This window comes from Pedobacter sp. N36a (assembly GCF_014472395.1).
In the GTDB taxonomy this organism is placed as follows: domain Bacteria; phylum Bacteroidota; class Bacteroidia; order Sphingobacteriales; family Sphingobacteriaceae; genus Pedobacter.
The window spans coordinates 186,659-213,415 of the sequence record NZ_JACSZW010000006.1 but is presented as its reverse complement, the minus strand read 5'-3'; the positions used below and the strand labels follow the sequence as shown (position 1 = coordinate 213,415).

Genomic DNA, 26,757 nt, shown 5'->3' with positions numbered 1-26,757 from the left:
TATTAATCGGTGTAACCAGGGTTTTGGTTTAGTTTAGCATTAGAGTTCAGCACATTTCTATGTAATGGCCAGTAGACTTTATGCTCAGGATTCAAAAATCCTGGAGCACTGATATTTCCGGCAGCCGTTTGTCTTCGTTTAAGGATCGGGTCCATCACTGCTTTCACATGATTGGTACGAACCAGGTCGAACCATCTCTTTCCTTCTCCAAAAAGCTCCAGCTGTCTTTCGTTCAGGATCGCATTTTCCATCGCAATTTGATTGGATACCAAAGGATCTGTAGGCAGATACTCAGGAACCACCGCACGCTTTCGAACATAGTTTAGGTACTTTAGCGCATTCGGCAAATCACCAGTTGCATTCAATGCTTCTGCATACAGCAGGTAAATATCCCCCAGACGATACATTGTCAAATAAACCGGCAGCAATTGGTTGCTGGCTGGCCATGGGTCTGCAGCAATAGGATTGGCAGCCGTTGGATACCATTTCACAAAACGATCCCTGTTTGGTTTTGTCCCTCCAAAAAACACATCCGCCGTCTGTCTTGGTCTGATATCTGTAGTCCTGGTGGCTACCGCTACTTGTGGCTGAAACCAGGTCCCATAAATACCCTCATCTATAGAAATCTGTTTATTGTTAGAAGTCCAGGAAGTCTGCATACAGGCACAGCCATTTTTCTGGTAATCCCAGTGGATGCTCCAAATGGACTCCATACTACTTGCAGGCGCCGTAAACATGTTTTTCCAGGTCGCAGAAGGCTGCAGATTCAACTCACTAGCTCCAGTATACAGTGCTCCTGTAGGACCTTTGGCGGCAAATAAAAGCTTGATCCATTTAATGGCATTTGGATAATCTTTCTTCCACATATATACATCAGCCATAGTAGCACAGATTGCTGCTTCACCAATATTGAACACCACAGGCTTATCCCCTTTTTTCACCAGGTCATAAGCTTTCTGGAGATCAGGAATGATCACTTCATTGATCACCTTATCCTTAGCCACCCGAGGTTCATCAGCAACGGCATCCAGACTTTCATAAGGTTCCAGCCTCACCACTGCATCACCCCAAACCCTAACCAGGTAAAAATAACTCATGCCACGCAGGGCATAGGTCTGAGAAAGGTAGCTGTTCACCATCGCTGGCGTCAGCAGCGGATCAAGGGTTGCCGTCAGCGGAATATATTTAATATTATTATTCGCTCTGCCAATGACAGAATATAGCCCGGTCCAATCCGAAAACTGATTGGTAGGGGTTAAACTATTCAGTACCACCTCGTCCACAAAATCTTTAGTATAGATCAGAAACCTGTCGAAATTATCCGAACGGTATTCTCCCCAATACATATACTTTTCTGTGTACTGGTCTTTACCCACCATCTCCTGCTGGAAGCCAGAATACATCCCTGCAACTGCAGCTTCCACATCATATCTATTTTTATAAAAATCCGCTAAGGGTACCTGATTGAAAGGTCTTTCATCTAAAAACTTTTTACAGCCACCTAGTAACAACGCTGCGCCTAAAGCAGACATCGCGATTATCTTTTTCATCATCATCTTATTAGAAATTAACATTGATACCTAAACCAAACTCTCTTCTTCTTGGATATTTACCAACGTCATCACCCGGGGTTAAAGGGTTGTTGGTACTAAACTCAGGATCATAACCTCGGTAATTTGTCCAGGTTAATAAATTGCTGCCATATACATAAGTAGTAATCCTTCTCAGGCCAACAGTTTTCGACCATTTTTCATTGAGTTGGTACGATAAGCGTGCACTCGATAACCTAAAGAAAGAAGCATCTTCTACATATAAACTATTCTGATTGGTTTTCAGGTTTCCACGGTTATTCTTCTCGATGTAATAAGGGTATTTGGCAATATCACCAGGTTTTCTCCAGGAGTTGTAAACCATATCCGGAGATCCGGCACCGGTATTTGAGGGGTTATTCTGAGTTTGCAGCAGAGAGTTGTACACTTCACCACCGAATGAACCATTGAAAGTAAAGGACAAGGCTATATTTTTGTAACGGAAATTGTTCGTCACACCCAGATAAAAATCAGGAGTAGCATTACCTAGAATCTGACGATCTTCATCATCAATCACCCCGTCAGCTTTTACTTCTTCCCACTCTGCATCACCACCTTTTAGCTTACCATCTGGTGCGCTTTTGCTGAGTACATTTCCGGTGTATGGCTGTCCGTTTGAAGTATAAACGGCTTTGCCATTCTCAATTTTAGGCTGTCCATTCTCTAATACTAAGGTCAGCTTTTTCCAGTTTTCATCGTAAGCATTCGATTCATTCCACTGGTATACACCCAGGTTTTTCCAACCATAAAAGTTACCAATTTTACCACCCTCTTCTACATACCATTTATTACCTACAAACAGTGGAATACCGCCTGCCAGTTTTTTCACTTTTCCGCGCTCAAAGGTGATGTTACCCATGATGCTCCATTCAAAATTTTTGGTAGCGATTGGTGTTCCTGTGGCCACAAACTCAAAACCTTTCGACTGTATCGTTCCTACATTCACCAGTACCGTACTATATCCGGTTTCTTTAGCCAATTCTCTTGGGTACAAAAGGTTACTGGTTTCTTTCACTTAATAATCAGCGGTGATGCCTAACCTTCCTTTAAAGAAGCTCAGGTCCATTCCAATATTGTTCTGTGTAGTGGTTTCCCATTTGATGTAAGGATTACCAAAATTTGCAACGGGCACCGCAGCACCAATGCCATTATAGTTTCCTGCAAATCCGAACTTGGTATAAGATTCGTAATCTCCAATTTTATCGTTTCCTAACTGACCAAAACTGTAACGGAGTTTTGCATCTTCCAGGTAAGGTTTTGCAAAGCTCATGAATTTCTCATCAGAGAAACGCCAAGCTGCAGAAGCAGAAAAGAAATTACCCCAGCGATTTTCTGATCCGAATCTTGAAGATCCATCTCTACGATAGGTTCCCTGTAAGATATACCGTCCTTTATAGTTGTATCCCAGTCTGCTAAAAATAGAAGCCGTAGAATTTGCGGTTCCATCTGTATAACTTTTAGAGGCCGTCAAGTAATCTGGAAGCGTCACGAAAATTGCCTCGTTCACACTATTCTGATACTCTGTATGGACACGGTCGAACTTTCTTCTGTCTGCACTAAAACCCAGCAAACCAGAAAAAGCATGGTCGGTTAGCACTGTTCTGTTATAATTCACAAAAGCCTGGTATTCATACCTGAACGTTTTGTTCATTTCATTTTTCCCGGAGTTCTGATCTTTATTCGCTGAAATGATCCTTGGCGAAAAATACATACTCTGGGCATTATCTAATTTTGCATTAAACAAAGTCGTAAACTTCAGGTCTTTCGTAAAAGAGTAATCCAGCTGATTATTCAATTGTGCAGAATACACCTCCTCCTCATCCCGCTCATATAAAGCCTGAGCAATTGGATTTCTTTTTGAGGCAATATAACTGGTTAAAGTTCCGTCAGGATAGTAAAGTAAGGAATAAGCAGGTCGGTCTACGACCACCTTTATCGTATTTCCCACTGGAATTGCATTTCCTTTAGACCAGCCGAAGGACACATTATTCGAATATTTTAATTTTGGGGAGATCTGATAGCCGATGTTTATCCTCGACTGCAGACGTTTTGCCCAGCTGTTTTTAATGATAGATTGATCATCCAGGTAATTTAAACTGGTATAATAGTTCAATCCTTTTTGGGCACCACTAATTCCCAGTTTAACTTCTTTCTTTTGAGCAAGATTACCTAATAGGATATCCTGCAGGTCATTATCAGCATTGAAACTTGGATTCAGGGAATCTGTAGCATTTGTTCTGCCTTGGATTGCTCTAAATGCACGTACTTCCGCAGAGTTACTGATTGGAATACTATGGGCTAAACGTCCAAATACATGGTTGTAAGTCACATCGATGGAAGGTTTTCCTTCCTGTCCTCTCTTAGTCGTAATTAAAATTACACCATTTGCGGCACGTGAACCATAGATGGAAGCAGATGCCGCATCTTTTAATACTTCTATATTGGCCATATCGGCAGGATTGATATTCGCACCATTCTCGTCAATTACTCCATCTACTACATATAAAGGTCCATTTCCACCATTCAAAGTAGAAGTACCACGAATCTGAATAGAACCTGTAGCACCTGGGGCACCACCGCCATCATTCACAATTAAAACCCCTGCTGCCTGGCCTTGCAAAGCATCAAAAAGGTTAATTGGCTGACGTTCTTTAATCGCCTTTTCATTCACAGAAGAACTGGCACCGGTAAGGTCTTTCTTTCTAGCCACCCCACCATAACCTGTTACTACAATCTCCTCCAGATCAGAAAAATCTTCCTTCAGGCTGATATTTAGGGTAGTTCTAGCACCTACTGTCTCTTCCTGAGGCATATAGCCGATATAACTAAACACCAATACCGTTGCTGCGTTAGGTACTGTGATATTGTATAGACCATCACCATTGGTAGAAGTACCCGTTGAAGTCCCTTTAATTTTGATGCCCACCCCTGGAAGCGGCACCCCTTTATCATCCTTCACTACGCCTTTTACTTTAATTGTTTGTGCATACACAGAAGGGGAAAACAACATCCCGATGGCAAGTAAAATGATGACGCCAACCTTCCTGATCGTGCACAGTTTCCATTTGTTAGACAAATAGAGGTTCATAGTATAAATTTCCTTCATACTTCAGTTTTAAAAATGAGTAAATACTTTAATTGATCTTCAGCTAATTATTCCGGGAATCCGGCCATTGTGCTGGTCAGGAGGGCAAGGCCATATATCCCCTATGGCGCTTTGTAGTAGTGGTGGTCATTTTCATTATTATTCGTTTAAGTTTATTTTGGTTAATCTAAGGGACGGATTATTTTTTAGGAATCAGTCGGTCGGTTTGGCGTAGTTGTCAACAGAATTGGCCTGCTGTTTAGTTGATATATTCGGTTACAAATTCCCGCTGATAACAGAGCGGGCTTTTCCCGGTTACTTTTTTAAAACACTTATGGAAACTGGCAAAATTATTAAAGCCACTATTATAGCAGATTTGTTTAAGGTTGAGGTGCGCTTCAATTAAAAGCTTGCAGGCCTGCCCTACTTTGATCTCTGTCAGAAACTGAGAATAGGTTTTTCTGGTGCGCGATTTAAAATAACGGCAGAAAGAATTTGGGCTGATCCTGGCCACATCGGCAATTTCCTCCAGACAGATCTTATTCCTGAAATTTGCATACGTATATTCATAGATGTCGCTGATGCGGTCTTTCTCTACCTGCTCCAGGTCGTACTGAAACCCTACAGAAGCCAGGGTTTCCAGTTCACCACATTTCGCGATTTCCAGTAAGGCCTGCATCAACATGATGATCCTTTCCGCTCCTTCTGCTTCCAGCATTCGGGTAAGTAATGTCGCTACCATTTCTTTATTTTTCCCAGTCACCTTCACACCTCTTTTGGATTTCTCCATCACATCTTTTAAGGCTCTATTTTCCGGCAGGTTTAAAAAGAAATCTCCCCAAAGATCTTCACTGAAATGAGCGACCTTCACATCTGCAGTACCGCTCTTTTCGCCACCTTCAAAATAGGCATCCTCAAATCTCCAGTAATGCGGCAAATTCGCACCTACCAGAATGATGTCTCCAGAATTAAAAGACTGAATGTTATCACCGATAAACTGAGTGCCCTTACCTTCATTAAAGTAAATCAACTCTAACTCCTGGTGGTAATGCCATTTATTGTTGACAAATGGTTCGACATCCTGTCTGATACTAAATGATTGCGCAGGAGCCATAGATACTTTTAGTAGTTGTGCTTTCATAATCAATAGTTGTTTTTTTGAAATCCTAGAGGCGCTACCAGCACGTTTATTGGATACACCAGGGCTGCGATCAGCTCATGACCGGCACTAATGCCAGCACATAATAGTGATGAGGGATCCTGAAAAACATTTCCAGCGATAGGAAATACAGGACAGGAAATCATAGAATACTCGTTCATCAGATCTTTGGTCTTACAGATAAATTATACTTGGTTTTGCTAATGTAGCGTTCCTGTACATCTCTGAAGGGGTAAATTCTTAATTATAAAGGGAGAAATTCTTAAATAATCCCCAATTATTCTTCGACAGCATAATCAGAAGGGGTTCTGCCAAACTGTTTCACAAACTCTTTACTGAAATATTTGGGATCACTAAAGCCGACGAGATATGCCACCTCATAAACGGTGTACACCTTTTGTCGGAGGAGCTGAGCCGCTCTTTTCAGGCGCACAGATTTCAGGAAGTTATTCACGGTGAGGCCGGTCAGCGCTTTAATCTTTTTATAAAGGATGGGCGTACTCATACCAAGTTCCGAAGCCAGGGTGTTGACGCTAAACTCTGGTGTCGTAAAGTTATCCTCTATCAGGGCCATCACTTTGTTTAGGAATTCCTCGTCGGAAGACTCGATTAAAATATTGGCAGGCTGTAAGGTAATCTGCTGACTAAATTTCCGCCTCATATTGGCTTGCAGCATGAGCAGGTTGGAGATCGTCAGCTGCAGACTGCTCATGCTGAAAGGTTTGGTGAGGTAAGCCTCTGCCCCTGTTTTCAAGCCATTCACTTCATGAATATTTCCAGTTCTTGCGGTCAGCAGGATCACTGGAATATGACTGGTCCTGACATCCGTTTTTAAAGTACGGCATAGCTCCAATCCATCCATCACCGGCATCATCACATCACTCACAATCAGGTCTGGTATTTTTTCTATCGCAATCTCAACGCCTAAAGCCCCATTCTCTGCTTCCAGCACAATATAAAACGGCCGTAAAGACTGTACGATAAAATCTCTGACCTCATGGTTATCTTCCACAATCAAAATCGTGATCTGCTCATCCGCATCTCCGCTTTCTACTGGTATTTGAACCAGCTGTTCCTCCAGCCGCAGGTCAGCAGCCTGGTAATGCGCCGGATTTTCCGAGTTAAGAAAATCTTGCACTAGCTCTTCTTTTGAAAAATGTCCTTGCCCTAATTTCAGCTTCAAGCAGAAGCAGGTACGAATGCCGGCCTCAGGAATGTCTTTCTGCTCCGTTAAAAATAAGTTCCCATGGTGCAGCTCTGCAATCTTTTTAGAAAGTGCCAGCCCGATTCCCGTCCCGCTATTCCTGGAAAGCGGATCTTTGACCTGGTAGAAATTGGTAAACAGCTTATCCCGGCTTTCTTCTGGAATCCCTTTCCCATTGTCGCAGGTTCGGATTTCTACAAAACCATCAGCAGTTTTCAAAACTGATAATCGAATCATCCCCCCATCTGGGGTACATTTAAACGCATTTGACAAGAGGTTATATAAGACCTTCTCCAACTGCTCATTGTCGAAATAAACCTCCAGCTCTTCCTCATCAGATAAGAATTGATAATCGATATGCTGTTTAATCGCGAGATCTGTAAAAGAAAGATAGATCTCCTTGGCAAAGCCGACAATATTACCCGGCGAGATGTTGAGGCTCAGCTTTCCGGATTCTGCCTTTCTAAAATCCAGCAGCTCATTTACCAATCTGGTTAAACGGCCCGCATTTCTTCTCACCGTCAGCAATTTCCTATTCAGTACCGGTGATTCCTGAGTTTCATTGATCAGGGTTTCTAAAGGCCCCTCAATCAAGGTCAGTGGTGTTCTGATCTCATGGGAAACATTGGTAAAGAAATCGAGTTTCATTTGATATACATCCTGTTCTCTTTTCAGTAGCGCCCGGATCCAAAGGAACCTCGAGAACAAAAATAACAGGCCAAGGAAGGCCGATAAATAAATCAGGTAGGCCCACCAGGTTTTCCAGAAAGGCGGGTTCACATGGATCAGGAGTTTAGTAGGTACCGGATTCCAAACCCCATCATTATTAGAACCACGGATCAATAAAGTATAAGTGCCCGAAGGCAGATTGGTAAAGGTGGCAGAAGGGTTGCTCACATAATTCCAATCCTTTTCAAATCCTTCCAGTCTATAAGCGTACCTGTTCTTCTCCGACTTGATGTAATTGAGCACGGCAAAGTCTACCGTGAAAATATTCTGGTGATAAGAAAAGGTAAGTGCTTTCGTTAAGCTGATGTTTTCTTTCAGCAGCTGCGTTTCATCATTGATGGCAATTGGCTTGTTAAAAAGCTTGAGGCGTGTAAACACCACTTTCGGTACCCTGTTATTGTCTTTAATCTGATCTGGAAAGAAACTCACCAAGCCATTAAAGCCCCCAAAGAAAAACTCTCCTCTGCTGTCTTTAAAAAAGGAATTGTAATTGAATACATTGCCCGGAAGGCCATCCCTTACGGTATACGTTTTAAAAGTTTTGCGGTCAAATTTCGACAAGCCATTGTCGGTACTGATCCAAAGGTTGCCTTTATCATCTTCCAGCATGCCCAGCACAACATTACTCGGCAAGCCATCTTCCTTCTTAAAAGAACGGATGGTTTTATTTTGAGGCTGATAACGGATCAGTCCGGATTCATATCCGCCCAGCCAGATGTAACCACGGGAATCTTCCTGTATAAAATTGATGTCGTTGAACTGCATCCGGTTGTCATTGTTCTTAAACTTCCTCACCTTAGTGGCATTTGGCTCCAGAATATAGGTTCCAGAATTACAGCAAATCCAAACATTGTTTTTAGAATCCTGAAATAAGTAGCGCACTACTTTTAGATCATGCTTGTCGTTGACGCCGGAAAACGGAGAAAAGTCATCAGTTTTTTCATTGTAAAGGAAGAGCCCATTGGCACGGGTTCCAATCCAGAAGCGCTGCTGCCGGTCATGCAATAAAGCCACAATCCGATTAGAATTTAAGGCCTTGGGATCTGCTGGATTTGGCGCATAATGACGGAAGTTCTTTGTGGCCGGCTGGTATAGGTCCAGTCCACCTTCATAAGTACCAATCCATACTTTTCCTTTATGGTCTATAGAAACTGCTTTCACCAGGGTGGAGCTCAGCGAAGAAGGATTTTCAGGATCATGCCTGAAACTCGTAAACCTGCCCGAAGCACGATCATAATAATTAAGCCCCTCCGCTTCCGTTCCTATCCAGAGGTTATTTTTTGAATCCTCTACGATAGAACTGACCACATTACTGCTGAGTCCATTTTTTCCGATCTTGGATTTATATTCCCTGAAAGGCGTAGAATTGACATGGTACACATTGACGCCACCATAGTAAGTACCTACCCAGATAGAGCCTGCGGCATCCTGCATTAAGTCGTAGATAGAGTTCTGGTTTAAGCTGGAAGGGTCATCAGGCAGGTGGTTCAATACTTTTATGGCATATGTATCTACGTCAATGATGTTGATGCCATTTAGCGTGGACACCCATAATTTGCCATCCTTTGCCTGCATCATTTTACGGATTACATTACTGCTGATGCTATTGGGCTGGCCATTCTTAAACCGGAAATGCTTAAAAGTACCGGTAGCACGATCCATTAACTCCAGTCCGCCGCTATGTGTACCAATCCATAAATTATTCCGATGGTCTTCCAGAATGTAACTGATGTCGTTATCGCTTAAACTTTCCGGACGATTCCGGTCATGCACATACGAACGGTATACATATTTACCGTTTTTCAGGATCATGCTGGTTAGCCCCTGTAGGGTGCCCACCCACATCACATTGTTGTGATCCTGATAAACAGATTTGATCAAATGGTGTACTGGTCCTTTTTGCGGATCACTAGAGGTCATGTAGCGCTCAAACTTATCGGGAGCCACCAATTTGTTCAATCCACTGTCTGTGCCTACCCAAATAAAGCCTTGTCGGTCTTCATATATATTCCTGATGATGTTATTGCTGAGGCTATGCTTTTGCTTCGCGTGGTATTGAAAACGCTTAAAAGAATTGGTTTTTGGCAGATATAGGTTCAAGCCCTTCTGCGTACCTACCCAAACATTCCCTTTGCTATCGGTAAGCAGCGCATTGATATTCATGCTGCTCGTTAAAGAAGTCGTGTCGTTTTTATGGTATTTATAAATCTCGAAATTCTGAGTATTGAACTTATTGAGTCCGTCTTTAGTGCCAAACCACATAAAGCCCAGACTATCCTGAGTAATTGACAGCACACTGCTTTGCGACAGTCCATTCTCTACTGTCAGGTGATTAAAGCTGATGCTTTTTTGTTGCGCAGTAGCTCCGATGCAGGAAAACAGCAAGCCAAGAAGCAGGAGTTTAAAGTGGTTCATTTTATGGTCATCTCATAATATAATGCTGGTTATAGCAATATATTGTAGTATTTGGTCGGGGGTAAAAGTATATAAAAAATACCTTACCGACCTAAAATGTTCCGTTTTTATTGATTCAGCCAGTTTTTAAAGGCTTCTGCTCTTTCCTCACTCACCACCACTTCCAGTCCTTCTACCGGTGCAGGCTCCAGGACAATTCTTACTCTGTTTCTGGAAAGCTTGTACATCTCCCTTACGGCTTTGATGTTGATGATAAATTTGCGGTTGATGCGGAAAAAGTCGGAGTTGTCCAGTTGGGGTTCCAGACTGCTGATCGTTTCTTCGATGATGTAATTCTGCCTGTCGTTCGTGACCAGGAACAAATATTTACCTTCTGCCATAAAGTAAGCCACATCTTCAGACTGTACCGTCTTGATCAGCTTACCTAACTTCACCATGAAGCGGTTGCGGATTTTCGGTGCCGGACCTAAGGTCTGGTAACTGATCTGCGGCAAACCAATATCAGAAATCTTGCGAATCCCTTTCAGTTTTGCCAATCCTGCGGCCACGTCTTCTTCATCAAAAGGTTTGAGCAGGTAATCGATGCCTTGGTTTTTGAAAGCTTTCAGGGTGTACTGATCGTAGGCGGTGGTGAAGATCACCGGACAATGTACTTCTACCTGTTCAAAGATCTGGAAGCTTTCGCCATCACCCAGGTGGATGTCCATAAACAAGAGGTCTGGGGTATTATTGCCGAGCCACTCTACTGCAGCTTCAACGGTAGCTAAAGTCGCCATTACTTCAATCTCCGGATTTAACTGGACCAGTATTTTCCGTAACGTAACTGCTGCCAACTCCTCATCCTCAATAATTGCTACTTTCATCCTCTTCTTGCTTGGATGCAAAAGTAAAAAAAAACTCCGGTCTGTAAAACAGACCGGAGTTAATCACCCGCACATATCGTTCTTTATATTATTAATGCTATTGAAGGTTCGGATTTGCTTGCACTGCCGACTGAGGGAAGCGAATGGTATATCTTGGATCGTTTTTCAACAAGGTGAATACTTCACCGCTTACAGTATGTTTCAATTCCGGCTGACCATAACGTTTCAAATCGTACCAACGGTGACCTTCCAATGCAAGTTCCTTTTCTCTTTCTTTCAGGATATCCAACATTAGGTCTTCATTACTCAATGCCATCACACGCGTTTTTTCTGTAGCGAAATAAGCTGTGGTATAACGCTTTGCTTTTAAAGCTAGCAGGCTTTCCTGTGCTAAGGAACTATTGCCCATTTTCAAGGCTGCTTCTGCCTGAATCAGGTATAATTCTCCATTACGGAAGGAAATTTTGAATTCATTGCTGTTTCCTTTAGTAGAAACATAATCTCCTCCAGCTTTACCAAAGTACAAAGCAAATCTTTTGTCGTTTACCTGATCATAAATACCAATCAAATGTGGAGACATTAAAGCACTTCTACTCACATCTGCATTGAATGTATCTTCCATCGACATGATGTTTTCTTTAGACTGGTAGTTGTTTGGTGATACCGCTCCCACAATAGTCAAATCCTCCAGTTGACTGTTCATTGCCAAAGCTTCCTGACTCGCTTTAAGTGCGTTGGCCCACTCTCCTCTAAACTCATGAACTCTTGCCGTTAAAGCCAAAGCTGCACGTTTAGTGAAACGGTAGTTTAATCCTGCTGCGAAATTATCAGTATTCATCAAGGCTCTTCCCGATTCGATGTCGGCAAAAATCTGAGTGTATACCGCTTCCACTGAGGAAGGCTTATAATTTGTTTCAATATCAACGGCCAGCGAGATCGGAACGCCGCGATCTGATGCTGCTGTAGCCAGGTTAAAAGGTTTCGCATATAAGTTCAGTAACTCAAAATAGTTATAAGCGCGAAGCAAATAAGCTTCTCCCTTAATCTGATCTGTTGCTGCTGATTTTCCTGCTTTCTCTTCTATATCTGCAATCACAGAATTGGTATAGAAAATAGAAGTATAGAAACTTCCATAAGGCATTTCTCTTGAATTTGGATCCGGATTCTGATCGTTCCATTTATACTGGTCTCGGAAAATTGCTGAACTAGGTTCATCATTGTTCATCAATAACTCATCTGTACGAAAAGCCAGATTAGATTTATGCTTTGGAAATTGAGCATAACCTGAGTTTAGTAAAGCCCTGAAATCTTCCACTGTAGTAGGAATAACTTTTCCTACTGGTTGTACATCAAGGTATTTTTTACAGCTGCTTGCTGATACCATCAACAACAAAACTGCGCTTAATTTTATGATCTTATTCATCTTCTTATGAATTAAAAACTAGCATTTAGACCAATAGAAAGACTTCTAGTGATCGGTTGTGAATAAATGTTACCATAAGTTTCCGGATCGAAGTAACCTTTATAATCCGTACTGATCACGAAAGGATTTCTTGCTTCCACACTCACTCTTAAACTATTCGCTTTTACTTTTCCTGCGATTTTTGAAGGAACTGTATAACCTAGGCGGATGCTATTGATACGTACATAGCTCATGTTTCTTACGAAAATATCCATGTCTTTATAAGTATTTGCCGGGTCATTTCCATTTTGCCAGGTATAAGCCATCCAACGATCAGGATTAGTTGAAGCATCATAGATTGCTGGTAAAGTACTGCCTGTATTTGTTGGACTCCAGGCATTAAGAATTGCTCTTGGGTAGTTTCTACCACGGTCTACCTGTGCAGGATTATAAAGCGCCTGCTCTCTTACCAATTTATTGATATTGAATAATGCAGAGATCGATAGGTCAAAGTTTGAATAACGGAAACGGTTAGTGATACCACCGCTATATTCCGCGTCTCCATTTCCAGCATACGTGTATAAGTTCTGGAAATCTTTATCGCTTAAAGCACTATTGGTATAATAACCTGCTAACCATTCATTATCTGCATAAGGGTCATACAATTGGTAAAACTCTTCCAAAGAAACGATGTTTCCAGCTTTATTTTTGAACTGAGGAATACCGTCTTTATCTAATCCAGCAGTTTTAATTACAAATAGTCCATTCACCGGATACCCTTCTTTAGATGGGTTCAGCTGATTGGCACGTACTTTTTCTCTAACCACTTTGCTCTTGTTGTGTGCAATGTTGAAATCAGTATACCATTGGAAGTTATTGCTGCTGATATTTCTTGTAGAAATGGTTAGCTCCAATCCTTTATTTCTGATTTGTGAGAAATTTGAACTGGTATAGTTAAAGCCATTCTCTAGCTGTAATTCTTCTGTTCCAATTAGATCTTTACTGAAACGGTTGTAATAATCAAAAGTTACCTGAACTGCATTATTCAAAATCCCAAAGTCTACACCAGCATTGAAAGTAGAAGTTTTTTCCCATCTCAATTTGTTGTTTGGTGGACTAGAAACTGCAATCGTAGGTTGATTTACTCCTGGAAGAATACCAATCTGATCGTAAAGACCTACCACATAAGGTGTGGTATTTTTGTCTATATTACCTTGTAAACCATAAGAAGTACGCACCCTAAGGTTAGAGATCCATGAAATATCTTTAATGAATTTCTCTTCACTTGCATTCCATGCACCCGAAAGTGAATAGATCGGCAAGAATCTGTATTTAGGATCTACCCCAAATAAATCAGATCCATCGTAACGAATACTTCCATAAAGGGTATATTTTCTGTCGTAAGTATAAGATAAAGTACCATAGAAAGAGGCGTATTTATTCTCTAACTGTGTTTTTTGGTAAGGACGTAAATCTCTTCTTGTAGCATCATCAGAATTTCTAAACACAATCGCCTGATTCGTTAAAGTACGTTCGTTAAAACCAAAACCTCTGGTGATCACCCCTTCATCATAAGTTCTTCTCAACTCAGAACCAGCCAATGCTTCAATCTCATGCTTTTCAGCAAACACTTTTTTGTATTCTAAAATTGACTTCCAGTTGTATTGGAAAGCGGAATTATTCTGGTTGTAAATCATTCCACCCTCTGGCAGATAATACTCGTATTTCTTGGTAGTAGAGTTATAAAATCTGGTTGTTTCCTTGATCTTACGTAAGTTGTAAGACTGCTGACCAGCATATTTCTCAATCCCAGTATCTTCAAACTGCAGTCCTAATTCTGTACGGATGTTCAGGTTTTTATTGATCTGATAGCTCAGGTCCATAATGGTCTTCACACTTTTGTTATTTAAAGTGTAACGGGTATTCTCACGTTCTTCCACCATATTAAATGGAATGTATACGTCGCCACCAGAGTTTCCAAAAATATCAGGATCATAATTGAAGTTGCCATTAGCATCTCTGATCGTTTGATATGGGTTTACATTTCTGGTATAGGTACTTAAGTTAGTAAAAGCATCTGTATCTGTGAAGTAGTTGGAACGTTTTGATTTGGAACCAAAAAACGCTACGCCTGCTTTCAGTTTTTGTGAGATTTTATAATCGGTTTTCAAGGTCATGTTATAACGCTCTAATCCCGTTTGTTTCGTGGTACCCTGCTCATTGTAATAACCTCCGGAGAAGTAATACGTGGCTTGCTCAGAACCACCAGATAAACCTAAAGTATATTGCTGATTTAAGGCATTTTGGTATAATTCTTTAGCCCAATCTGTTCCTTGTACTCTCAAGCCATTAATCGCATCCTGAGTACTTGCAGATAAAGCAGAAAAACCACCAGATCTGAATTTGTTCAATTCACCACTTTTATTCAGAATTCTGGCTACACCACCTTGATTAGCTCTATAAGTTAAATCTGATCTGGAAGCCATGCCCAATTCGAAATCTACTTTCTCCGTGGCATTCATCAAATCCAGTCTGCCCAGATCCGGACGCTGTGAAACGAATGAATTCGCAGAGAAGTTGATCGCCATCGGACCTTGTTTACCTTTTTTAGTGGTAATCACGATTACTCCGTTTGCTGCTCTTGCACCATAAATAGCGGTAGCGGCAGCATCTTTAAGGATCGTAATGTCGGCGATATCATCAGGGTTTAATCCTGCAATTGGGAGGTTACGCAATTGATCGATATCATCTTTTCCAATGGTATTAGGCAAGTTGGTACCGTCTAAAGGAAGACCGTCCAATACCCATAGTGGATCTTGTGAACCGTTTAAAGAAACCGTACCACGGATTCTGATCTGCGGAGCAGCACCAGGTCCACCTGTAATGTTTCCAACAGAAACACCAGCAACCTGTCCTTCTAACATTTGGTCGATACCGGCAACACCAGTCTGACGCACTTTATCATAGTCCAGTTTTACTGTAGCCGTTGTATTTTTACGCTTTGCAATATCAGTATAACCATTCACCACTACCTCCCCCAAGGTATTGTCAGCGTTCTTTAAAGTCACATTGACGTGTGTTTTGTTAATGATATTGATTTGAGCAGACTCGTATCCAAGGTAAGTTACTCTTAAAGCCTTTGTTCCTTCTGGTACTTTCAAGGTGAATTTACCATCGCCATCAGTTACGGTGCCTACCACCGAATTCTGAATCACTCCAGGAACACCTGTTTGTTCGCCAATCATGGCCTTGTCTACAAATACCGAAGCTCCAGGTATTGGCAAACCATCTTTTTCGTCCAGTACCTGCCCGCTGATGGTCGTGGTTGTCTGACTAAAACCTGCGAAGCCGAAGCCCAGCAAGATTAGTATTAGCATTAATTGTTTGTTCATTGTCCCCTTTTTAAAATATTATAGTTGTTGGTTGTTATTAGTTCATTCTAAGACTTTGACGAATCCGGAGGATTAAGTCCATATAATGACCTTTGGTTGCATCATCTCCCCTGCCTTTGTTTTTTTCCAGGATCGTAAGAATCTGAAGTAACTCACTGCGTTTCGCAGCAGCTACATCAGAGGTTCTGCTCATAGAACTGACCTGAATATTTCTCAATGACATCTCCTCAGCCCCTACAACTGATTTGCCATCATTACTGAAATCACACACTTGCAATTGATTCTGCATTTTTAATTTATTGTCTTGTAAAGATGTTTTAGCGATTTTCTCCAACATTTTGTCGGTGCTCACCAATAATACATCTACGTAATTCTGCTGTAACATGCGGTCGGTAATGGAAAGTGTTTTACCGCGCTGAGTTTTCGAGAAAACAGTTTTCCTTACTTCTTTCAGCAATTCATAAGCGGTGTATACGCTGTCTTTACCCAGCAATACTTCCATCTCCATCATTCTCAACAAACGCTCCTGACTAACCAGGCTGTATAAGATGCCATATTGGAATTCACGTCTTACATTGTATGGTCCATACTCATAAGGTCCTACCGGAGAATCCTTGATCGGGAATGTTTTCATCAATAATTCTTTATTGAACAACCAATCCGGTACTTCCATCACCTCTTGTTTCAAATAATCAATCGCTTTGATCTGCATCGCTTTTGGAACCGGTGTGTAAGCATTCTTTTGATCGCCTGCTACTGGTTTCTCTAAATAGTAACCACCGATATTTGCCGTTACATGTTCTGCATAGGTCAGCCATTGGAAAATGGCAGCCATGTACAGTTTTCCTGCCTGATAATAATCTTCTCCAGGATTAGCAGCCCAGGTAGTGATCTGAGGAATCAGACGCTTTAAGTTTAACAAACCGTAACGACTTGCTTTAACGGCATCATCACCTAAATCTTCCGATTGAGATCTTGGATCTACGACCAAACTTTGCTGTTCACCATAGAAATATAAAGGATCATTTTCATGGTCTTTAATCCATTTGGCCAATACCGGAATTTCCTCATGCGGATCTTTCGTTTCTAACCAACGGTATCCCCAGGCGATTGCATATTTATCATAAACACCGATTTTTGGGGTGATGCTCGTTACTTTATCTTCCGGTTGTGCTACATAATTGAAACGCGCATAATCCATGATGGAAGAGGCTGTTCCACCCATGCGATCCGTAAAGGAAGGCGAGCGTAAAGAATCTACGGGGAAAGAGAAGGAAGCACCCATGTTGTGTTTCAAACCTAAAGTATGGCCCACTTCATGAGAAGAAACAAAGCGGATGGCGTGTGCCATACGTGCATCTGTAAATTTGTTTCCCCTCGCACCTTCGTCAATCACACCTGTTTGAACCCTCATCCAGGATTGCAGTGAGGTCATGACATTGTGCCACCAGATCACATCTGATTCCAGGATTTCTCCCGAACGCGGATCGATTACTGCCGGGCCCATTGCATTGGATTTTGGCGAAGCTGCATAAGTGATTTCGGAATAACGGATGTCATCACCATCATAATCAGCAATGTCTTTTACTTCTCTTGCCTGAATAGCGTTTTTGAAACCTGCGGCTTCGAAAGCTTTTTGCCAGTCTACCACACCAGCAATAATCTGCTGTCTCCATTGTGGAGGCGTAGATGGGTCGATATAAAAGATAATCGGTTTTTCCGGTTCCACCAATTCTCCTGCAAGGTAACGGGCACGGTCTTCCGCTTTAGGTTCCATTCTCCATCTGGTTAACAGTTCCCTTTTTTCCATTTTATGCTGTGTATCGGAGAAATACCATCTTGGTGTGGTAAAAAATCCTACCCTATCGTCTGCATAACGTGGTTTCATCGGTTTTTCTGGTAATAAAAGCACGTTAGTCGTTACCGCTACACTGATTGGAATGCTGCTTTGACCTTCTGACACTCTAGTACTCAATAATGCACGGACCACCACGTTTTGCGGAAAGCTTTTGATCTGCTCAATAGCTGACAATGAGCTTTTTGCTGCAGTACCCAAACCTATATCGTTAAAAACATCATTAAAGCTTTTATCGGTGCCGTCAAAAACCCTGTTCATTTTAACCACTACTGCGGATGAATCCGGACTATAGGCTTCAATCTTGAAAGATTCAATCACAGAACCGATAAAGTTGTCTTTTACGGAACGGGTGATCGCATCTCCTTCTGGTGATTCTACCTGAGGAACAATTGTTTTTACCCAGATGGTTTTCGCCAGTTTATTTTCTGAAAAACGAATCACTTTGTTGTCAAAGTTCATCCCTTTGTTTAATCCGGATTCATTGAGTGCCAATGGTACGGATGATATTTTGTTGACTACTAAAAAGTCCTTACCCATATATTTCAGGGGGATCTCAAAGTAATAATCAGTTTCTACCTGGTGGACTTTAAACAGTCCATTTACCGTGGTTGCTTTCTTTAGCAATTCGGCATAACTTTTCAGCTCCTTACCTTTAGTGGTGTCAGCAGCATTTTTCTTTTTTAGCGTATCCGCTACTACTTTGTTAGTGGTTTTAGTTGGAAATTTTTTAGTAGTTTGTGCGTTTACTTGTGTAGTAAACAAACCTGCTAAAACAGCCAAAAAAAATGAAGTCTTATTCAAAATCATGTTCCAAAGTGGGGGATAATTGGCACATTATGAAATTTTCGGGAGTGAAATCGTACAATATACTTAGTGAAAGCGCGGTTTTAAGGAGTGAGATTTTTGTTGTTAACTTAATATGTTGTCCTGATTACTATTCAGTGAAGTGCAAAACTGGCAAATAACATTTGAAGTATTCCTGTTCGATGCCGTAGTTAAAGCCCTGATTTCCAAAATAGGAATAGGTGCTTTGCAGGTAGTTCAGGCCTTGTTTTCCGGAATCTTTCACATCAGTGCGCAATTGGAGGTTATTGCTCACCAAAATCGTATTTCTCTCACTGGAAATGGTGATTTTTAGTGGTTTTTCCTTGGAAAGTATGTTGTGTTTTACGGCATTTTCTATCAGGGTCTGCAGGCTCATAAAAGGGATTTCTCCTTCGAACAGCCTTTCTTCAATATCGATATCTAAAGGGGCCAGTGCATCACCGAAACGGATCTTTAGCAGGAAGAAATACTCCTTCATAAAGCGCAGTTCTTCGGCTACCGGGGCCAGTCCGCTGGGGTAAGATTCCAACACATATCGGTATACTCTCGATAATTTCACAACAAACGACTTAGCTAGCTCCGTATCCTCTGCAATCAGTGCATTCAACGAGCTGAGGGAATTGAAAAGAAAATGAGGATTTACCTTTTCTTTTAATTTACTCAGCTGCAGCATGGCATTCTCTTTTTCATGCGTCTCTGCCAGGAGCTGTAAGGCTTGTTTTTCCATCAGTAGTTCCTGACGGTTGATTTCTACTTCCCTGCGCAGCAAAAATTCCTTTTGCCATTTTCGCTGGTACAGCCAGATCATGCCCAGGATTATGCTCACAGAAATCAATCCCATGTAAATTGAATAGGTCCTGATGTCTTCGAAATCCTCCTCTAATACAATCACTGGAACATCGACGATAATCGTCCAGTTCAAGCCATTGATCACATTAGGAATATAATATCTGGTCACAGGCATGCCTAAAAAATCGGATTCGACTACTTGATGCTTACTTCTTCCGTAAGGATGGATCTGATTGAAAAGGGTATCCTGCTTAGGTTTAAACAGTTGCTGACCGATTTGCTTTTCATTAGGACTGGTGATACAAATCCCATTTTCATCCACAATTATAGCATAAGACTGCCCTTTTACGTCCACAGAAGCAAAAGCACGCTGCAATTCCATCAAGTCTACATCCAAACCCGTCAAGAGGCGTCCTCTCTCCGATTCTACCGTATTGCTAGCGGTTAACAAATGTAAAGCCGGAGACACCTGGGTCTGTGTGCCTCTCACATTACTAGTATCATTGGCTAAAAACTGTTGCTTTGCCCAATTCTTAACATATTTAGGCATGGCTACTTTCTGAAAAGAAGCAGAATTGCGAATCAGGTAGACGAAAGAAGTATCTTTTCCCTTGATGATGGCGTACCAGGCTTTTTTTACTTTGTCATCGGACATTAATACAGTCCCCAGAGTTTCCGTTAGGCTCTCCTCGCTGATGTCTTTTCTCAATTCAGGAAAAAGTGTAGCCGCGACTTGTGTACCTTTAAAGATGTTACCAAACTCATATTGATAAACCAATACTTTCTGACGGTACACATTCGTGCCTGCAAAATCTGCAATGGTATTGATCCGTTTTTCCAGAAAACGGCCGGTGAAAAAGGTAACGCCAGCGATGCACAGAAAGACTGCCAGACCGATAACTATCAGATATTTTGGGGTTTGCAACACAAGCTTCATTGCTGCAAAGATAGGAAAAGAGAAATGAAACTGGGTTAACACAAACGTTTGCGCTAACCCAGCCTATTCATTATGATATCGTAATGACGATCAGCAGATCGTTTTATCTTTTATCTGAATGTGGTATTGCCACCACCGTCTAAGGTAAGGCTAACTGGTTTATTGGTGGTCCAGTTGCCTCTGGTGAAATCAGGAATATCAATGCTTGATGATCTTTTTAATACTGATTTCTTGCTCAAAGGAACAATACAGCTCCATGCCGCAGCATCATAAACATCCTGATCTAATGGTAAACCATTACGCAGGCAATCAATTAATCTCCAGTCCATCATAAAGTCCATACCACCATGACCACCTACTTTTTTAGCCATTTCTCCTACATGTTTAATCAAAGGAGGTGTATAGGTGTCATATAATTTCTTTAGTTCCGCATCCTTTACAAATTCATGTCCAAAAGCAATGCGCTCTGGTTCCGGCCATTTGCTAGCAAAGCCTTTTGTACCACTCAATAAATGGATTCTAGAGTATGGACGCGGAGAAGTCACATCATGCTGCAGCATCATCGTTTTCCCTTTATTGGTCCTGATGGTGGTGGTATTCATGTTTCCTCTATAGTTTTTACCGACAAACTGGTTGTAGAAAGCGTCTTTCTCCGATCTTTTCTTCGCCTCTTCAGCCATCATGAAATCATTCGAAGACATCGACACCAAATAGTCCATTTTATCGCCTCTATTGATATTTAAACATTGTGCAATCGGACCTAAGCCATGTGTTGGATAGATATTTCCATTGAAATCAATGTTCTCTTTTAATCTCCACATGCTTTCATATCCTTTCTTATCGAAGTTCAATCCTAAAAGGTCATGGATATAAGCACCTTCTGCATGGATCAATTCGCCGAATAAACCTTGGCGCACCATGTTTAGCGTCAGCATTTCGAAGAAATCATAACAGCAGTTTTCCAGCATCATGCAATGCTTACGGGTGCGTTCTGAAGTTTCCACCAGTTGCCAGCATTCTTCCAAAGTTAGTGCCGCAGCAACCTCTGTAGCAGCATGTTTGCCATGTTCCATTGCATAAACAGCCATCGGCGTGTGTAAATGCCATGGAGTACAGATATAAATCAGGTCAAGATCTTCGTTGTTGATCATGTCCTTCCAGCCGTTTTCGCCGGAATATTCTTTTGCTTTAGGCAACCCTTTTTTCTCCAGGTATTTCTGTGCTGCTGTGGCTCTTTCTGGAAGTTTATCACAAAGTGCTTTAATTTCGACACCTTCAATAAAAGACATCCGACTTACTGCACCCGGGCCACGCATCCCCAGCCCAATAAAACCGATCTTTACTTTATCGATTTTCGGTGCGGCATAACCTGACATATTAAATCTTGCGCCACTGGTATTTGGATAAAGCAGGGGCGTTTCATTTGATATAGATTCAGTTGATGCAGGAGATTTTGAAAAAGCAGGCAGGCCCATTGCTACCGCGCTGGAGCCAATAGCCAGTTGTTGTAAAAACTTTCTACGATTAGGTTTCATTTGTGTTGGTTTTGGTGGTTTGGTTAGGTTATTTGGTTTAGGTTGATTCCGGGCAGAAATAACCTCCTACCCTACTAAACGAATATAATGATTGTATTGCTGACTTGATAAGGCTAATGTTGCGCAAACGCTTGCGTAACAACAAATTCAGGACGTATTTTCGTTACTCCGGCGGGGGGAGGGGTATTATTCCGGAGTAACTAAACACGATATTGAGGGAGTACTAAACCTTTTCGAAAGTATAATTCGCACCTTTAAGGGCTTTAAAGCTAATGATGCCTTGTTTGTCTGTTTTAACAATCAGTTTTCCTTGTTGATCTTTAACCAACATATTTGCTGGCAGTTCAACCTTACAGATGCCACCATTTAAAGCCCGGATATTTCCTTTCGTTAAATTACGATTTTCCCAATTAAAATCAACTACAAAAGCATTTCTTGCACGCATTCCTTTGACAGTTCCATCTTTCCAATCTCTATCGGACGGCAAGGCAGGCAGCAAACGAATCACATTGTCATTTCCATGGCTTTGCATTAGCATTTCTGCAATTCCAGAAGTACCGCCAAAGTTGCCGTCAATCTGGAACGGTGGATGTGCACAGAATAAATTCGGATAAGTTCCACCAGAAGACATGTTTAGTTTTCTTGCCGGATCGACTAAAGTCACCAGTTGTCTGAATAATTTCAGCGCATGATCACCATCGCCCAATCTTGCCCAATGGTTAATTTTCCATGCTTTTGACCATCCGGTACCACCATCTCCTCTTTGAATCAGACTTTCGCGTGCAGCTTTAGCCAATTCCGGACTATCCCAGGGAGTAATTTCTTCGTAAGGATGTAAACCATACAGCTGAGATACGTGGCGGTGGGTAGGTTCTGCATCTTTCCAGTCGTTCAGCCATTCATTAATATCACCTGCTGCACCAATTTGATTGGGCGCCAAACGTTTCCTGATACCCGCTAATTCTGCGGCCCATTCCTGGTCTTTACCTAAAATCTTTGCGGCTTCAATGCTGTAGCCAAAAATCTCCCTGCAAATCTGCATGTCCATCGTTGGACCCATTGCCGTTTGTCCTTTGAAGCCATTTGGCATGATATAGGTATTTTCCGGCGAATTAGAAGGTGCGGTCACCAACCATTTATGTTCCGGTTCTTCGATCAGAATGGCTGATAAAAATGTAGCTGCCTCTTTAAATACAGGGTAATATTTTGCTAAGAAAGCCTTGTCATTTGTGAATTTATAATGCTCCCAAAGGTGTTCACACAACCAGGCACCGCCAGTTAAAGTAGAGCCCCAATCTGCCCCCTCTCCAGGAGAAGTATAACCCCATGGATTCGCGATAACGTGTGCAACCCATCCTGGAGCATTGTAATAAGCTTTTGCTGTTGTTGATCCTGGCTTCACCAGCCCGGCGATAAACTGATGCAAAGGAGTCGCAAGGTCGCCCAATCCAGTAGGTTCTGCCAGCCAGTAATTCATCTGAATATTAATGTTCAAATGATAATCTCCGTTCCATGGCGTTTGATATTCTTCTGCCCAAAGTCCTTGTAGATTTGCAGGCAAACTCCCTGGCTGAGAAGAAGAAATTAACAGGTAACGGCCAAAATTATAGTACAATACTGGAAATTGAGCATCGGGTAATTGTTTGGCATAACGCTCCATACGTTCCGGTGTACTCAAGGGGAGAACGTCAGCGCTTGCTCCCTTTAAAGAAAACCTGTTTCTATTAAAAAAACTACCAAATGCAGTTAAATGTGCCTTTTCTATTTGCAGGGAACTTAATTTTCCCGCAGCAATCAGGTTGTTTTTTACCGTTGCGGCTGGATCTGATCCACGCTTGGTATAATCTGCAACGTTATAATCCGTGGCGGCAGTCCAAACCAGAATCACTTCATCTGCATTGTTGACTTCTATTTCATCGCCTTTAATTATCTTTTGTCCACCTTTTGTCTGAACTTGTAAACCTGCAGCGAAACGCAGTCCGGCAGCATTTCCATTTGGCAGCTGTCCGTTCATCATCAAAGTCTGCCCTTCTACTTTGACAGTTGCATTTTCCTTTCTATTGATGCTGGTGCTGAAACTGATCTTTCCTTTCTCCGAAGCGCTGATTTTAATCATCATCACGTTTCCAGGAATGCTCACCAAGGCTTCCTGACTATAATTTACGCCATTGCGCTTCCATTTGGTGGTCGCTATCGCTTTTTCTAAATTCAGTACCCTGCTGTAATCGGTATAAGCCGTCGTGGTGTCTTTCCAAGTGATCAGCAAATTCCCCATAGTCTGGTAAGCGCCATACGGGGCATCTTTACCATTTCCGTTTCCAGACCCTGCTCCTTTTGCAACAAATTGCTGCTGGAGTAATTCCTGCGCTTCTTTATTCTTTCCTTTCAACAGGTAGTCCTGAATAGGTTTCAGATATTGGTGAGCATTTCCCCTATCCGCATCCTGTACCCCACCAGACCATAAAGTGATCTCATTTAGGCTAATCTTATCCTTGTTTGGATTTCCAGCAATCAAAGCCCCAATCCGGCCATTCCCTATGGGCAAAGCTTCCTGAAAAGAAGCTGCTGGCATTTTAAAGAAAACCGCCACATCAGAAGATTGAGCGAAAGCTCCGCTGCTGAGCGCAAGAAGAAAAGAGTTGCTCAGGGCAACCAGGAAAATGTTCCGGTAAAGCTTCATTTTTATTATGGTTTCAGGTGTGTTATCCAAAGGACGTCAGATTTACTGAAAATAAGCTGAGTTTTTCTGTCAAATTATTAAGGAATTTTGGCAATGCATATACAAGCTGTAGTTTAAAAAACAACCACCTAAGTTTAAAAAACAACAAAATTTAATTTATTGAAATAATAATTACACTTCAAATTATGATCAAGGATTTAAATATAGAAGTTAGACTAGAATCTGCAGGACATTGCATTAATGAATAAAGCTACCGCAAAACTATTCTATATTAAGCTTGGCTTTAAGTTCATTGAATTACCCAGCTTTAATAAAACGGAATCAGAATTGGAAACAGATTTAGATAAATGGTTATATATACTTAAGCATATGAATACATTCACCAAAACACCAGTCAGCTTCCAGAGAGGGGTTTACTTTAAGTTTTTTCAGGAGGCAGAACTGATTAAGATGTCAAAAGAGGAACGGGCAATTTATGATTCTAATTGGAAATGTTTCAATGATTATGAAAACTCGATAGAATATACAGCATTAAAAGCTGCAATAAAAGCAGAACTAAAAATAAGCAGAAGCATTGCACAAAATTAAAGGATCTTGGACACGCTTTGGATCAGATCTTCGAAATCATTGTGCTGCCAATTCCAGAAATTGAAAAACTACACTAGTAGGATTCAATCTCAGGCCATAGTAATGGTTTTAGCTAGATAAATTGCGTCTTCAGGTTTATCATCACCCTCAATGACGCAATTTATTCAGTTCTACCTTTAACTTAGTTTTTTTCCTGCTTTCTGAAATAAGCGGCATTGGCCAAATAATGTAAAATAGATTCGGAATCCTTATCTGCCACTTGATTCATCGTAAATTCTTTAAGGTTCCCAAGCTTCAACAAAGAGCCGCAGCCTGCATCTATAAACAATTTACTTAATTTCTCATTTTGGTCTATGTGGTAGGCATTAAAAGCAGGAAGCGTATCAATTTCCAGATACTTTTTATCTTCTTTAACAACGCTTAATAGACGTCCAAGTTTTTCACCTTCCTGAGTACCATTATTAGTTAAAAACAAAAAGGTATGCACCATTAAAATACTGCCATACAGCTCTACCACAAGGTAGCCCACTTTCTCTCCAGCCAGTGTAAATTCAACATGGCTTTTGTCTCCATTCCAACGGTGGTTTATCTTTGGTTCCAGAAAGGTGAGAAATAGGATCTGGTGCATAATTCCTGGGGTAATATTGAGTCTTTCTCTCAACCTATCTAAGGTATGTGTACTGATATACAATCCCAGTGGGACATCTAAGCCATTACTCTTGAATCCTAACAATGAGGGCTTTACATTTGCATACATCCATTTAAATTCATCAGACGGCCAGCCCAGACGGATCGCATTTCGTATCCCTTTACTGGTTTCTATCCTTTCTTTCTTTGGTTTAAAAGTATGAATGATGATGTCATTATCCGGATTAAAGGTCGCAAAATATGGAGTCATCGAAAGATCACTTCTATAAATATGGTCATCGAAATCACTCAGTGTCGTACAGACATCGGTAGCCAGAGTAATCAACAATTCCTGCAGGTGACGATGAAACTCCCCCTCATGTGAATAGTAGGAAAAAAGTGTCTTAATCTTTTCGAGATCAGGATTCCCCTGTGTATCCAGTTCTCCTATGCTGTCTCTTAAAGTCATCCCTTCCGATAAATACCAGGCAATTGGAATTTTAATGCCATTGGCCAGCGGGATTTCTACATCCAGCATAAATTGCTGCAGCAGTTTATTGAATTGTACCACCTTACTTTTATTGATGTCGGATCCTGGAGCAGCTTTAGCTTTTAACACCGGATAACGGAGTTCGTAAAGTTTTTCCAAAAAAAGACTCTTAAACTTTTCCAGAAGCACACCAGCCCCCATTAGTGTAATAATTTCTTTTGAACGCTCCAAAAATCGCGTCTTTAATGCCTTACGCTGCTGCTCCACATTAGCCGCTGATTTAATTGCTGCCTGCTTCTTTTTCTTTCTGTCCATCTTAGCTTTATTTTGTACTGACGGTTGACCAGCACACCGGAACAAGTATACAAACTTTTAGTGTATTATCAATTGTCATTTTTACCAAATTCTTTAATAAAAAAATAAGAATTAATTATTTAGTAATAAATCACACTTTATTGGCTAATTACATTTTCAATACAGAAGTTAGAAAGAACCTTTTACATATGATGACTGCTGCTGCTGTATATCCCTTCCTTGATCACTTAACCGATTTCGGATTTAAGCATCTGTTTGGCACAGATCGAAACAGA

The 26,757-nt window shown here is 41.3% G+C and carries 14 protein-coding genes; 1 reads left to right on the top strand and 13 read right to left on the bottom strand.

Annotated elements, in window-relative coordinates; genetic code table 11:
• Nucleotides 1–2: 2 nt before the first annotated feature.
• From H9X96_RS13865 to H9X96_RS13815, 12 genes are all read right to left on the bottom strand, one after another.
• Nucleotides 3–1,550, bottom strand: coding sequence for a RagB/SusD family nutrient uptake outer membrane protein (locus H9X96_RS13865; protein WP_187666867.1), 1,548 nt, complete (start codon nt 1,548–1,550; stop codon nt 3–5).
• A gap of 10 nt (nt 1,551–1,560) precedes the next feature.
• Nucleotides 1,561–2,604, bottom strand: a complete 1,044-nt coding sequence (locus tag H9X96_RS22925; RefSeq protein WP_255431113.1) for a hypothetical protein — start codon at nt 2,602–2,604, stop codon at nt 1,561–1,563.
• A complete protein-coding gene (locus H9X96_RS13860) occupies nt 2,605–4,695 on the bottom strand; it encodes a SusC/RagA family TonB-linked outer membrane protein (protein ID WP_255431112.1) in 2,091 nt (696 codons plus the stop codon). It lies immediately after the preceding gene.
• Nucleotides 4,696–4,933: 238 nt separating this feature from the next.
• The gene (locus H9X96_RS13855; RefSeq protein ID WP_187666866.1) at nt 4,934–5,815 is read right to left on the bottom strand and encodes an AraC family transcriptional regulator; all 882 of its coding nucleotides are present in this window, start codon (nt 5,813–5,815) and stop codon (nt 4,934–4,936) included.
• 295 nt (nt 5,816–6,110) lie between these two features.
• Nucleotides 6,111–10,181, bottom strand: coding sequence for a hybrid sensor histidine kinase/response regulator transcription factor (locus H9X96_RS13850; RefSeq protein ID WP_187666865.1), 4,071 nt, complete (start codon nt 10,179–10,181; stop codon nt 6,111–6,113).
• A 107-nt stretch (nt 10,182–10,288) separates the two neighbouring features.
• Complete coding sequence (locus tag H9X96_RS13845) at nt 10,289–11,044, bottom strand: LytTR family DNA-binding domain-containing protein (RefSeq protein WP_187666864.1); 756 nt, start codon at nt 11,042–11,044, stop codon at nt 10,289–10,291.
• A 97-nt stretch (nt 11,045–11,141) separates the two neighbouring features.
• A complete protein-coding gene (locus H9X96_RS13840) occupies nt 11,142–12,467 on the bottom strand; it encodes a RagB/SusD family nutrient uptake outer membrane protein (protein WP_187666863.1) in 1,326 nt (441 codons plus the stop codon).
• 11 nt (nt 12,468–12,478) lie between these two features.
• On the bottom strand, nt 12,479–15,838 hold the full coding sequence (locus H9X96_RS13835; protein ID WP_187666862.1) for a SusC/RagA family TonB-linked outer membrane protein: 3,360 nt from the start codon (nt 15,836–15,838) through the stop codon (nt 12,479–12,481).
• A 37-nt stretch (nt 15,839–15,875) separates the two neighbouring features.
• On the bottom strand, nt 15,876–18,476 hold the full coding sequence (locus H9X96_RS13830; protein WP_255431111.1) for a zinc-dependent metalloprotease: 2,601 nt from the start codon (nt 18,474–18,476) through the stop codon (nt 15,876–15,878).
• A gap of 154 nt (nt 18,477–18,630) precedes the next feature.
• Nucleotides 18,631–20,247, bottom strand: a complete 1,617-nt coding sequence (locus H9X96_RS13825) for a histidine kinase (RefSeq protein ID WP_187666860.1) — start codon at nt 20,245–20,247, stop codon at nt 18,631–18,633.
• A 110-nt stretch (nt 20,248–20,357) separates the two neighbouring features.
• Nucleotides 20,358–21,782, bottom strand: a complete 1,425-nt coding sequence (locus tag H9X96_RS13820; RefSeq protein ID WP_187666859.1) for a Gfo/Idh/MocA family protein — start codon at nt 21,780–21,782, stop codon at nt 20,358–20,360.
• A 223-nt stretch (nt 21,783–22,005) separates the two neighbouring features.
• Nucleotides 22,006–24,462: a glycoside hydrolase N-terminal domain-containing protein gene (locus H9X96_RS13815; protein ID WP_187666858.1), complete on the bottom strand. Its 2,457-nt coding sequence runs from the start codon at nt 24,460–24,462 to the stop codon at nt 22,006–22,008.
• Nucleotides 24,463–24,684: 222 nt separating this feature from the next.
• Between H9X96_RS13815 and H9X96_RS13810 the strand changes: the two genes are divergently transcribed.
• Entirely contained in the window at nt 24,685–25,050 is a 366-nt protein-coding gene (locus H9X96_RS13810; RefSeq protein WP_255431125.1) for an Rpn family recombination-promoting nuclease/putative transposase, read from the top strand.
• Nucleotides 25,051–25,231: 181 nt separating this feature from the next.
• Here the strand turns inward: H9X96_RS13810 and H9X96_RS13805 are convergent, their stop codons facing one another.
• Nucleotides 25,232–26,482, bottom strand: a complete 1,251-nt coding sequence (locus tag H9X96_RS13805) for a hypothetical protein (RefSeq protein ID WP_187666856.1) — start codon at nt 26,480–26,482, stop codon at nt 25,232–25,234.
• Between the last annotated feature and the right edge of the window lie 275 nt (nt 26,483–26,757).